This window comes from Shewanella japonica, assembly GCF_002075795.1.
In the GTDB taxonomy this organism is placed as follows: domain Bacteria; phylum Pseudomonadota; class Gammaproteobacteria; order Enterobacterales; family Shewanellaceae; genus Shewanella; species Shewanella japonica.
On sequence record NZ_CP020472.1, the window covers coordinates 539,604 to 552,740 of the forward strand.

10 protein-coding genes are annotated in these 13,137 nt (G+C 41.2%); 3 read left to right on the top strand and 7 right to left on the bottom strand.

Annotated elements, in window-relative coordinates; genetic code table 11:
* Positions 1-59: 59 nt before the first annotated feature.
* The 5 genes from SJ2017_RS02370 to yjgA all read right to left on the bottom strand — a co-directional run bounded on the left by SJ2017_RS02370 (position 60) and on the right by yjgA (position 5,472).
* Positions 60-554 carry a hypothetical protein gene (locus SJ2017_RS02370; RefSeq protein ID WP_080914748.1) on the bottom strand — a complete coding sequence of 165 codons (495 nt, stop codon included), beginning with the start codon at positions 552-554 and terminating at the stop codon, positions 60-62.
* 128 nt (positions 555-682) lie between these two features.
* A complete protein-coding gene (locus SJ2017_RS02375) occupies positions 683-1,558 on the bottom strand; it encodes a LysR substrate-binding domain-containing protein (protein ID WP_394498313.1) in 876 nt (291 codons plus the stop codon).
* Positions 1,559-1,754: 196 nt separating this feature from the next.
* Positions 1,755-2,156: a hypothetical protein gene (locus SJ2017_RS02380; RefSeq protein WP_055022895.1), complete on the bottom strand. Its 402-nt coding sequence runs from the start codon at positions 2,154-2,156 to the stop codon at positions 1,755-1,757.
* Positions 2,157-2,390: 234 nt separating this feature from the next.
* Positions 2,391-4,907, bottom strand: coding sequence for an Ig-like domain-containing protein (locus SJ2017_RS02385; RefSeq protein WP_080914749.1), 2,517 nt, complete (start codon positions 4,905-4,907; stop codon positions 2,391-2,393).
* Between the two features lie 25 nt (positions 4,908-4,932).
* The gene (yjgA, locus tag SJ2017_RS02390) at positions 4,933-5,472 is read right to left on the bottom strand and encodes a ribosome biogenesis factor YjgA (RefSeq protein ID WP_055022893.1); all 540 of its coding nucleotides are present in this window, start codon (positions 5,470-5,472) and stop codon (positions 4,933-4,935) included.
* A gap of 247 nt (positions 5,473-5,719) precedes the next feature.
* Here yjgA and pmbA point away from each other — a divergent pair, with 247 nt between their 5' ends.
* Together pmbA and SJ2017_RS02400 are read left to right on the top strand one after the other, a co-directional pair.
* Positions 5,720-7,063 (top strand): metalloprotease PmbA, encoded by a 1,344-nt coding sequence (gene pmbA / locus SJ2017_RS02395; RefSeq protein WP_080914750.1) that lies wholly within the window; start codon positions 5,720-5,722, stop codon positions 7,061-7,063.
* A 189-nt stretch (positions 7,064-7,252) separates the two neighbouring features.
* The gene (locus SJ2017_RS02400; protein WP_080914751.1) at positions 7,253-8,620 is read left to right on the top strand and encodes a hypothetical protein; all 1,368 of its coding nucleotides are present in this window, start codon (positions 7,253-7,255) and stop codon (positions 8,618-8,620) included.
* Between the two features lie 144 nt (positions 8,621-8,764).
* Here SJ2017_RS02400 and SJ2017_RS02405 read toward each other — a convergent pair whose 3' ends face one another.
* Together SJ2017_RS02405 and SJ2017_RS02410 are read right to left on the bottom strand one after the other, a co-directional pair.
* Positions 8,765-10,204, bottom strand: coding sequence for a methyl-accepting chemotaxis protein (locus tag SJ2017_RS02405; RefSeq protein ID WP_055022890.1), 1,440 nt, complete (start codon positions 10,202-10,204; stop codon positions 8,765-8,767).
* Positions 10,205-10,392: 188 nt separating this feature from the next.
* Positions 10,393-11,376, bottom strand: a complete 984-nt coding sequence (locus SJ2017_RS02410) for a phosphotransferase (RefSeq protein ID WP_080914752.1) — start codon at positions 11,374-11,376, stop codon at positions 10,393-10,395.
* A 196-nt stretch (positions 11,377-11,572) separates the two neighbouring features.
* On the opposite strand from SJ2017_RS02410, the gene SJ2017_RS02415 reads away from it, so the two are divergent.
* Complete coding sequence (locus SJ2017_RS02415) at positions 11,573-13,135, top strand: S10 family peptidase (protein ID WP_080914753.1); 1,563 nt, start codon at positions 11,573-11,575, stop codon at positions 13,133-13,135.
* Positions 13,136-13,137 lie beyond the last annotated feature (2 nt).

The following is a 13,137-nucleotide window of genomic DNA, read 5'->3' on the forward strand; positions in this document are numbered from 1 at the left end:
CCACATTCACTGGTTGTCGACAGAGTAAGCTTTGCTGTCGCTGTTGGTCATCTTCCAAATTATAAGGTCCCCGTTTCTAGGCTATTAAGTGCAGCTTCTAAACGAGTCAGATTTTGCTTATAAATCGGGTCTTTAGTCGCTTTTGCGGCTTGTCTAAAGTCTTCTAATGCACCAATATTATCATTTGCCAACACTTTCATTACGCCTCGGTTATTAAAAGCATATGCGCGCATTCTCATCGACGGTAATGTTTCTTCATTGACTGCCATTCTAACGGCATCACTACACGCTTTTTCAGCAATATCAAATTGAGATAACTTAGTATATCCCACGCATAAGTTGAGGTTACGAGTATAGGTATCAATGGCTGAGTGCTTTGCTGATTTCGTTAACTCAATGCCTTCAATTAAGTCGCCTGATTGAATAGCATCAACGCCTGGAGTGTCTTCAATAAGCACCATTTTATAACGACTATTTTCAGCAGCATCAGCCATAACCATGGGTGAGCTTGCAAGTAATAAGCTTGCTGCGATAAGAGTAGGTAATGTTTTCATTGTATATTCCTTTATAGGTAGTAGCGGGTTGCTACGTGGCTAATTTAGGGAATATCTGCTTGGCTGACAAACGAGAAAATTCATTGTGATAGATGAGATTTTTTCACTTATTAGCCGCGCTAGCCTGATTATTGTTGGCCAAAGCGGGCAACCGTCCAATCTATTAATTGCTGGACCTCCATTCTTGCTTCACTTTGCCCGTGTTGCAGTAAGTAGTATTTATCATGGCTATTTAAGGCTTCATTAAAGAGTGCCACTAAACTGCCATTTTCAAACCATGCTTTACTGATAGGCATTGGGATAAGTGCGATGCCAATACCTTGCTCTGCTGCCCGAGCAACGCTAAACATACTGTCCAGTTGAATCACTTGTTTTGGCGAAAAATGCGGTAAGTTAACTGATTCTGCCCACTGTTCCCATGAATGAGGTCTTGCTTGATGAACAATTAATGGGACTTTAGATATCACCGATAGTCCTTGAGAATGCAACTGCTGAAATTGGTGAGGGTTGCAAGCTGGGATGTACTTTAGCGGAAATAATTCATGACTATGCTGATCTTGTTGTTTAGAACCTGACAGAACAATTGATAGGTCGGTTTGTCCAGTTTGTGCCGCCCTAGTTTTTACTGTGTCTAATTTTAAATTTATCTGCGGGTATTCTTGAGACCAGCCGATAAGTTGAGGGACAAATAACTCACTGGCAAAAAACTCTGGCATCGAAATGCTTACCTCTAAAGTGGTATTTGTTTGTGCGAATTGGTTTACGGTTTCTGAAAGTTTTACCATGACAGGTGCAACTTGCTGATAAAACTGCTTACCCGCATCAGTGAGCTTGATTGCCCGCGTTTGGCGTATAAAAAGAGGTTGTTGCAGGTTTTGCTCTAATTGCTTGATTTGATGGCTCACTGCTGAAGGCGTGAGGAATAGTTGATTTGCCGTTTCTTTAAAGCTAAGGCATTCGGCTGCAATACAAAAACAACGTAGTCCTCTAAGGGACGTATGCAGTGGTAACATGATGGACTCGTATAATGAAAGCAAGAAATAAGCAATTGCCAAGCCAAGTCGCTTGAGTGCTTTAACTGCCTTTATTCAGTGTGTTAAGGGCTTATAAGTCTAGTTCAGCGCACCAGTATGGTGCAGCTGAACTAGCCTACAATGCATTGTAAAGATTGGGTTCGTTATTACAGCTTATGGTGATGTTTTAGAAATACAGGTTTTCAACAGGCTTGTTGTTTACAAGCATTTCGCACTTGTCGCCTGTGCTTGATTTTGAAGATTGAATGATTCCAGCAACGGCACCAAATGCACCACCTTGATCGCCTAATACCGAACCAAAATAGCATTTACCTTCGATTTTTAAATCTCGATACTTACTCTTTAGGTTTTGAGTTGGTGTGTATGGTGGAAAGCGCCCTTTCATTAGCGGATCGCCATTAACGGACAGTTCAAGTTTATTTTTTTCAGTATCATAGATACCTGAGAAGACCAAAGTTTGTCCTTCAAACTCAACAGTTTTCTCTTGAGCAACGATAGGTTGAGTTGATGCACATGCAGTGAGTAAAGCGCAGCCAGCAAGTGTGGCTAAAATAGCGGTAGTACGCATTTAAATATCCTTTTAAGCGGTTTTTTAGATTTAATTTTGAGTATTAAACCGTAAGAAAACGAACCCTGTTTTCCCAATTGCGAAAGAGTATATCCTAGTTTTATGATATTTCAATAATAAGAAGCTCGCCGAGGCGAGCTTCTAGATAGTGGGTGATTTACGGGGTAAGCTTGATGACACTAGCTTATGGCACAAGGCATTAGCCCTGTTAAACTATTACCCTATTATAAGATATCACTGCACAGTGACACTTAGGTCCGTTTTCGTAATCAAACCACCTGGGGTTGTCACTGTTAATGTAATAGAGTCTTGACCCACTTCATCAGCAGCTGTGTAGGTAAACTTAGTGGCAACTTCATCACAGGCATGGCTTGCATCATTAGCTGCGAAGCTATAACACGTCGTGTTAGGAACGGTATAACCCTCGAAGTTGATCGTCCCATTTATGGCTGTCACCGTTAATGTCGATCCTGCTGGCATGACCTGTCTAGCACTGTCATATAGCTCCACTAATACTGTCTGCATTGCTTCAGGTGCCAAGACTAAATTAGTCACTGGATTTCTATCCACGTCGGTAGCGATAATATTAGCGGCTGAACCTGACATGGTCAGTACAGTGGCTGCACGAATGTAAGTTTTGTTCGCTTGGCCTTCACCACAAAGACTGCCTTCGCATTGGGGTCCATTGAATTTACCATCTGGGCCAGAGTAACTGGTATTGCCTTCAGCATTGAAAAACGGTTTGCCAGAAACATAAACACCGACTTCATCATCATCTCTAAAGGCATCACCTAAATCGCTAAAGCCACTTTGATGATAGGTTTCCCTGTCCATGCCATTACCAGTACAAGCGATAGGAGCACCTGCGCTATCTAAACAAGCATTAGCTATGGCTGTTCCATCAGCATCATCAAAGATGTTATTGCCGTTAGTATCAAAGAAAGTTTCATGTCCTAACGCGTAAGCGAGCACTGTTACACGATGATCAGCTGGTCGTGGATCGGCTGATGTCCATATCACAGAACAAGTCCCATTAACCGTTGAGCATGAAGGCTGGATTTGGCCACCTTCAGTTGTGAAGTTGACCGTAGTGTCATCAGGTGCTGGGTTACCAAAGCTGTCTGATGCAAATACTGTTATGGTGACTTCTTCACCGTTATTGTTTCCCGCCTCCGGGTTAAATAACGAAGGAGAAATGCTAAAGCCTAATTGCTGAGGTAAACCGGTATTCACGGTTAGTTGCTCAGACTGCGTTGTGATGACATCACCCGTATCGCTGTCGGTTGCAGAGGCAAGCACACGCACAGGGGTAGGGATAGTGCCAGACTGAACAGTCACGGTAACTAACCCCTCACTATTGCTGGTTGCTTCACTGGTAATCTCACCATTTGAAAAGCTTAGCCCACCCACAATGGTATCTAAGCTGAAGTCAACAGATTGCTGGGCAGCAGGCTGACCGCTGGCACTACTTATTAAAAATGTCACTAATGACGTTTCTGTTGAGCCAGTTCCGCCTGCGCCTTTAATACGAATTTGTGTAGGTTCCGCAGATATAAAGCTTAGGCTACCAAGCGTTTGGCGTTCTAAGGAAAAATCAAATGTTGCACTAAAAGTTTCGCTACCAACAACCGCTGAAGCCACAATTTGCTCACTACGAACACTATTGCCGCTGCAGCTTGTATCTTGGTATGTTGAACTTGCACGCCCTGCAGAAGTGGTCACAGGAGAGTCTATACTGGCATCAGTACTGGCGACACAATCAGAGGTGAATGAAATGCTAGTTGGGGTTTGTAAAGGAGCAAAGCTGCCGTCATCGGCTTCTACAATAATATCAGCTATCACGCCAAAGCTTGCGCCCGCACCAATAACGTAATCGCCGTCAGTATCTGCAATTAATGTTGAGCCTAACTGATTTTCGTGGAAAGTATTACTGTCATCAATATAACCAAACTTGAGCGTACCATCAGGTATCACTTCATCACCGGCAAGCACTTCATATGCACTGGTGCCTGATACAGTTTCACCATTAAATTCAGTACTGGCTACTAAGGTGTAGGCACCTAGCTCTTCAGTCGATGCAGTATAGCTTATTGTCGCCACACCTTCGGCTGATGTGAGTGCTGTGTTTGGAGATAAACTCGCATTACCTGCTTGGAATGTTACTAGCTGATTGACGATGGGTTGGTTAGTGCCGTCGAGCACATTGGCCGTTAAGATAACAGCATCATCAATTTTGAAACTGGTTACCGTTTGACCTGCTTGAGTAATGCTAGAAACCACAGAAATGGTGTCAGGTGTCGGGACTGTATTGGTGTCTTCGAATTGATAATTACGGGTTGCCGTAACGCTATCTGCATCAGTTGGTGTATGGCTGACTAAAAGGCTGCCAGCACCGACATCGCCACTTGAACTAATAAAAACGCTTGCTAAACCATCGCTGTCAGTGAGCTTACTATCTGCACTTGCTTCACCAAAGTCAGGTGAAAAGTTGATAATCGCACCACTAACATCACTATTAGAAAGTGTTAAATGGGCTACTGCACAAAAGCTTTCGTTGATATCAAAAGTGAGTGAGTCGGTGGCTGCATCACATTGTCCGTTTACTACCGTTTGGTAGATAACACTAATGCTATAACTGCCGTCTTCTCCTCCGTTATCACCATTGTCATCTGAAGGGCCATTACAACCGATGAGAAAACCAAGTGAAGCGATTGATAAAGGTAGTGCGTATTTTATTTTTTTTAGTAGCATCAGCAACATCCCTGTATGAGTATATTTAGTCTGCTAAACCAGCGCGTAAGTATTTGAATAGTTCTTTGTGAGATTTTGATTCTGCATCAGGACTCTTAGTGAGTTCTTTATTTGCTTGGCGAATAAGTTGACGTAACTTTTGACGTTCAAATGCAGGGTTGTCAGCCAATAATGCTTCTACTTCCTCATTTGGGTTTTCAAGTAAACGAGCACGTAACTTCTCAATAATTTGTACTTGAGCAGTTTCATTGTTGTTTTTATTCAATACGTTATCAAGCGCTGTAATAATTGGTTCGTGATCGAATCCGCGCATAAGTTTACCGATGTACTGAAGGTGACGACGGTAAGCTTCTGTTTTAGGTTTGATGCTTTTTGTTTTTAGTACAGCATCATATAAAAATTCGTCTAAACCAACTTTGTCTAGCTGTGATTTACTTAGGGCAATAAGTCGCATGCCAAGCGCTTGAGCTTCCTCACTTTCTTTTTTGAACTCTGTTCTGCTGACGTAATCATCGTCATTGTCATATGGCTGATGGAAGTGGTCGGAATCGCCAACAATTTTCATAGTAAATAACCTCTAATAAATATCCGTGAATAATAACACTTCAAGGGGCATTGCGGCCACTGAATAACGGCTAAGTCGTCAATTTTGCGTAAATCTATTTGTGTTCATTAAGTGATAATTCAACATGATAACTAAAGGTTAGTTTATTTAAGGCAATTTGTGCGCTTAAATCCTTGTTTTGATGGTTATCAATACAGTTTTGAATTTGATATGCTAGTGCCAACAATGGAAACTGAAGAGTAAGTGTGTGTCTACCAATAAAATTGATACTGAATTAGCGGCGCTAAAAGATGCCGTTGCTGTTGCATTAGAGCATGCTAAAAAATTAGGCACCAGTGCTGCAGAAGTGGCGATAAGTAAGCAGCAAGGCTTATCGGTTTCAACCCGTGAAAAGGAAGTTGAAACGGTTGAATTTAATAAAGATGGCGCACTAGGTATTACGGTTTATCGTGATGGTTGTAAAGGCAGTTCATCCACTTCAGATTTAAGTCCTGAAGCGATTGCAGTCGCCGTTAAGGCCGCTGATGATATCGCAAAGTACACTTCATCTGATCCATTTAGCGGTCTTGCTGATAAAGCGCTTATGGCAGAAACCATTCGTGATTTAGACTTATACCATCCGCAAGACATTTCACCTGATGAGTTAGCACAGCTTGCTATACGTGCCGAAGAAGCCAGTTTGTCAGTTGATGAACAAGTGAAACATTCTGACGGCGCAACTGCTAACGCTCATACTGCAGCAAAGGTTTACGGGAATAGTCATGGCTTTTTAAACGGCTATTGTAGCTCTCGCTATAGTTTAAGTTGTGTCGTTATTGGTGAAGAAGCCGATGGCAATATGCAACGTGATTACGATTACACCATTGCCCGTAAATATAATGAGTTAATGACACCCGAGTCGGTTGGTTTATTGGCTGCAAATAAGACATTAAATCGCTTAAATGCACGTAAGATCCCTACGGCAAACTTGCCTGTATTGTTTTCTCCAGAAATTGCGACAGGACTCATAGGGCATTTAGTGGGGGCAATTAGTGGGAGTAGCTTGTATCGTAAATCAAGCTTTTTACAAGACTCAATCCATACCCAACTATTCCCTGAATGGTTTAGTATTGAAGAAAACCCGCATTTGATTGGTGCACTTGCTAGTGCTAACTATGATAGTGAAGGGGTGGCGACACAACAGCGTCAGATCATTGATCGTGGCCAATTAGAAACGTATCTCTTAACTAGCTATTCTGCACGTAAACTTGGCCTAACTAATACGGGTTATGCTGGTGGCATTTATAACTGGACATTAAGTCATACAGGCCAAACCTTTGATGAGCTCATTAAGCAAATGGGCACAGGGTTAATTGTGACGGAAGTGATGGGACAAGGCGTGAATATGGTCACAGGTGATTATTCACGTGGTGCTGCTGGATTTTATGTTGAAAACGGCGAGATTCAATTCCCTGTTGAAGAAATTACCATTGCAGGTAATTTAAAAGATATGTTTATGGGAATTCAAGCTGTCGCGAAAGATCAAGATTTACGCTCTTCTATTCGCACTGGCGGTATTTTATTAAGTGATATGAAAATCGCTGGTAGTTAAGCCAATTGTTGACTTAACCCATTAAAGCACTGCTTAGGCGGTGCTTTTTTATATCTTTAAAATAGTTGAGTTCCCCGAATAAATAGCCATTTACGCAGGCTTTATCTTCTTTACACTTCTTTACGGTCAATTACATCCGTGCTCTGTCCTATCTCCTGAGAATGTAATTAAACAGTTAATGGAGTGAGTATGTTTAACAAAAATGTATGTAGTTTGATGATGGTTTGCTTGGGAAGTGTTTCATTAGCAGCATGTGATTCGATTGATGGCAGTAGTGATGATGATTCGGATTCTGTTGCGTACGTACAATTTTATAATGCCTCAGCGGATAGCACAGCAACATCATTAGTTTTAGATGACTACCAATACACAGACGTTGAATTTGGTGATGCAATGCCACGTTACGGATATGATACGGGTAGTGTTGATATGGAAATCTATGGTCTAGATGAATATGAGGATACTGTCAGTATTTATAGCCAGACGATTATTTTGAGTAATGAGGCAAATCACTTATATGTGCTTTACGGTGATTATGTTTCACCTGAGTTATTAGATATCGAATATGATCGCAGTGATATGGATGATATCAATGATGACGAGGATAGTGACGACAGCAAAATGCAGGTATTGGTTGCCAATGTAACCAGTGAAGATAACGCTTATGACGCCTATATCTCGCTTGATAGTGACAGTTATCAAGATGCCACTATGATAGGCAGTATCAACTACGGTGGTTATACTTCAGAGCTGATGCTAAATACCGATGAATATATCATTTACCTGACAGAGCAGGGCACTGATAACGTGGTTTATACCACTGATAGCATGAGCTTAACCAGTGAAACGGTTTATAAGTTTGTTCTAAGAAATAGTTTTGGCTCTGGCGATTTAAAAATCACTTTGGACAGTGTTGATTCAACATCAACCCCTGTGACTTACACCAATATTGATTCAACGGCCGACTTTAGAGTGTTCAATGGTTTAGAAGATACCACGTTAGATATTGATGTCGTAAGTAAATTAGAGTCCCACTATTTGAAAGACATTACGCCATTTACTACCAGTGAGTATTCGCAAACAGGGTTTAATGATTATGGTGTGACGGTAACCAATGCAGAGACTAGCGAAGTTATTTTAGACAATGTACTTGTGACGTTTAACCAGGATGACATCCGCACTTTATTGTTGTATCGAGATGATACCGTCAAAGGCATGGTGATAGAGCATGACCTACGTCCAAGAGCTTATGAATATAATGTTGATGTCGCTAACCTATCTCAAGATTACGATGATGTGATTGTGTACTTTGTCAGCAGCACTGAAACCATTGAGTCAGCACAATACACCATTGAAAACCTCGATTTTGAAGAGCAAGATAGCTTGGTTATGCCGCAAGATGACTATGAAATAAATGTCGTATATGAATCTGATAATGGCACACAGACCTTGCTATACCAGTCTGATTTAATCAGTTTTGATGGTGACACGAATTACAGCTTTGTACTTACCCAAGATAGCCAAAGTCAGTTTGGCTATACATTACACCAATTGTAATCTTTCGTAGAGTGCCAATAACATTACTGCGAATGGAAGCAGTTTCATAAAAAATGCCGATAGCTGATGCTATCGGCATTTTTGTTATGAGGCTTTGGCCTGTCGATGTTTGAGCTTTAAAGCATGCGTCGTTATCAAACCTATTTAGGCTGTTTGATAGTTACTTAAAATTCGGCCTAAGTTGGCTGATGCTTCAGATAAATCAGCAACACCACTTGATGACTGATTAGCAAGATCTCTGATGGTATTAGATTTAACACGAATTTCCGTCAGCTCTTTAGCAATATCGTTTGCCACCGCGCTTTGTTCTTCTGAAGAGGTTGAAATGTGGAAACTCATGTCCATAATCGAACGAGAAGACTCGGCAATTGAGTTCACGTCTGTCCCAATGTTGGCAATTAAATCACTGCTACTTTGCGCTTGCTTAACTGTATCTTGGGTAATGCTATCAATGTTAAGGGTTTCAGATTGCAATTGCTCAATCATGCTCTGGATTTCAACCGTTGCTGATTGTGTACGACTGGCTAAGGTACGGACTTCGTCTGCAACGACGGCAAAGCCTCGTCCCATTTCACCCGCTCTAGCTGCTTCAATAGCGGCATTTAATGCCAATAGGTTCGTTTGTTCTGAAATAGCATTAATGGTAGTAATCACTTCATTAATTTTGGTCGCGTTTTCTTTCAAGCTGCCTACGGAGTCTGAGGTTTTTTCAATGTATGTTGATAATTGCTCAATCTCTTCGATTGCTCTTTTTACACGATTGTAGCTTTGCTTAGTGTATTCAGAATCTTGCTCAACTTGCTGAGTGGCGTTTTTAGCAATGTTTGATACCTCTAACGACGATGCCGTCATTTCTTCCATCGCAGTCGCAACAGAGTCTAAAGAGACATATTGTTGATCTATTTGCTCGGCGCTTTGCTGTGTTTCATCGGCAAATGAAGACGAGGTATGGTGCAAGGTATCTGCGCTTTGCTTAACCGTCACAACCAGTTCGGTTAATGTGTCCATCGCTTTATCTAATGCGCAACCTATGGTGCCGAACTCATCACGACCTGGGTGGAAGCCCAAGCGAGACGTTAAATCACCATTGCCAATTTTTTTAGTGGTATCCCACAGCACGAAAAGTGCGCCGCCAATAAAGGTCGCATTCCAATAAATCACTAATGCAAAAGGCAGTACCCATAAATACGTGAGCAATAAGCTATAAAGTGCCGCTTGTTTGGCATCTGCCTCTAGTTGATAAACAGACTGGTTAAGCGAGAAGTATTGTCCATTTGATTGCATTACTGCGGTAATGTTGTTGCCATTACGTTCGCTTTGCTGATGATAAGTCGATACCGATAAGCCAGTGGTTGCAGCTTGTTCGATTTGATCAGTAGCGATAAGCGTATTAACTGTGGTGTTGACCTTTTCAGTTAACATTGCCATTGATTGTTGTTCTATCTGATCGATACGGTCTAGGTAGGTATTAATTGAGACAAAGCTCAATATTACTAAGAATAACCCGAAAATTGCCCAGAACTTGTCGTTAATAGACATTTTGATAAACAGTTTATCAATATTACGAAATTCAACTTGTTTCATAAAATCAGCACTTGAATAGAAGAAATTAATTGGATTCTAGAGCAGGTGGCGTCGATTTGATATGGTTTTTTCACAAAAAAAGCGCTTTTTTATCGGTTATGCTACATAGGGAACATTGACTCAACAAACGCTGGCGCAGTCTGATTATACACACCTTAAAACAGTGCTAAGTAAAGATGTGTTTTCATTTATTTATTCAATAAATTAACCATGAAACGCCTAAAGGCATTTTCAAAGGCATGTAACAAATCCATATCGTGATCGAGAATGTGGTTCATCGCGCCATAAGAGACTGCTTGATGGGCATAACAGATCCCTTCGGCTAAGTGCCAAGCTTCATGAAGCGCCTCCATATCAGCATAACTTTGCCATTGGGATAAATAGGCTTGAACAATTTGCTGCTTTGCAGGTGTTTTTTCCATACGAAAGACATAGGTGCCATCGATAAATGGGTGGCTAATACATGCATCACTCCAATCAAAATAGATAAACGGCTCGCTTGCTGGTTCAGTTGCTAATGCAGTATTGGGTGCAATATTTTCGATGTGTAAATCACTATGCACTAAGGTGTTAGGGAGGCCAAGTTGCAGCAATGCATTAATCTGTTGTGTCAATTTAGTCATGACCTCGCTGATTTGCGCAGCAGATTGTGGCATGTCTTTAGGTAGGCGAGCGGTTATGTTGTCATTAGCAAACATGGCTGTTAATTGATCGGGTAAGTTACGAATATCACGTTGTATGCAGCCAGAATCGATTAATTTATCGAGATGCTGGATAGAGCGCTGCTGCAATTTTGCAAAGACATTAAAGGGGAGTGCCCAATCTGACAATGGCACAGTATCAACAAAAGCAGTGCCAAAATCAGCGGTTAATAACCATTGTTGCCTAGGCTCATAAGCCAGCGTGGTTGCTATAGCATTTGGAAAAAGGTCATACAATGTTGCACATAACTGCGATTCATTAGAAAACAAAGGTAGTGAAGCAGTGGCTTTAAAAAATACATCACCTTTGTTTGTCTTTTGTTTATAAACGTACCCGAGACTCCAGCCTTTTATCAGCGCTAACGAACCAATAACTTGGTAATCCAGCTCCCCTAATGATCGATTTACCCACTGTTGTGCAGGCTTGGGCCAATCAGGTTGTAACCAAGATTGAGATGTTACCTGTGTCATTAAGCGACCTTAAATGTGAATGTACGTTTGCTTACGATTATTGTTGATCTTTTTTATACTTTAAATTCAGTTGCTTATTTGGGTTTAAGTGCAGTCTCGGGCTGAGGTTATATTACTGTGATTGCACTTCTTATGATTTGGTAATTTAATAAGATCACATCAATATCCTAATATAGATAACAAAAAGAGAACAGGTATGAAGCTAATTCCCCTCGCGGCTGTGATGGTCAGCGTTGCATCAATGATGACAGTAAGCGACGTTATTGCTGACCAAAGTAATGAAGTGTCAGCTCATAAGCAGACAAATGTCAGTATGCATAGTCGTCAAATTGCCATTGATGAAACGGTAGTCACTGAACATAAAACGAAAGTGAATGGTAATAGCTTTTCTTATACCGCAACGGTTGGTACCCAACCTGTGTGGAACGAAAATGGCGATGCGGTCGCAACCTTAAGTTATACCTATTATCAGCGAGATAACGTTAGAAATAACGCCAAACGTCCTTTATTGATATCATTTAATGGTGGTCCAGGTTCAGCGTCTGTGTGGATGGACATAGGTTACACAGGTCCTCGTGCCATTAACGTTGATGACGAAGGCTACCCTTTGCAGCCTTATGGGGTTAAAACCAACCCATATTCTATTTTAGATGTTGCCGATATCGTGTATGTAAACCCTGTTAATACGGGTTATTCACGGGTGTTACCTAATAAAGATGGCGAGATGCCATCAAAAGATGAACAACAGGAAATGTTCTTTGGGGTTAATGCTGATATTAAGTATTTAGCAGAATGGTTAAATACCTTTGTGAGCCGCAATGAGCGCTGGCGTTCACCTAAATACTTAATCGGTGAAAGTTACGGTACTACACGTGTATCTGGTTTGGCATTGGAGTTACAAGATCGTCAATGGATGTATTTAAATGGCGTCGTGCTGGTTTCACCAACCGATATTGGTATTGAACGTAAAGGCCCTGTAAAAGCCGCTAACCGCCTTCCTTATTTTGCCGCAGCCGCTTGGTACCACAAGGCGTTATCTGCCGATTTACAAAATACAGATTTAACCGAGTTTTTACCTGAGGTTGAGGCATTTACCATTAATGAATACATACCTGCGTTGGCAATGGGTGGTTTTATTGCGCCTGATCATAAGCAAAAAATTGCTGAGAAAGTAGCTTACTTCTCAGGCTTAAGTGTCGATGCTGTATTGAAGTCTAATCTAGATGTTTCAACTCGCTTTTTCTGGAAAGAATTATTACGTGAGCGTGGTCAAACTGTGGGGCGTTTAGATTCTCGTTACTTAGGGATTGATAAGCAAGATGTTGGCGATAGTCCAGATTACAATGCTGAGTTAACGTCATGGTTACACTCTTTTACACCAGCAATTAATGCGTACATTCGTGAAGAGTTAAACTATAAAACCGATATTAAGTATTACATGTTAGGTGATGTGCATCCGTGGGATCGCACTAACAACAAAACCGGTGAAAACTTACGTCAAGCAATGGCACAAAACCCGTATTTAAATGTCATGGTTCAAGCTGGTTACTATGACGGTGCGACCAACTACTTTGATGCCAAATACACCATGTGGCAACTTGATCCAAGTAGCAAGATGAAAGACCGTTTAAGTTTTAAAGGTTATCGAAGTGGTCATATGATGTACTTACGTTCTGAAGATCTAAAACAGTCAAACCAAGACTTACGTGAATTTATTGAGAACACCATGCCTAAACCAGATATAGCGGCAAAATATTAATA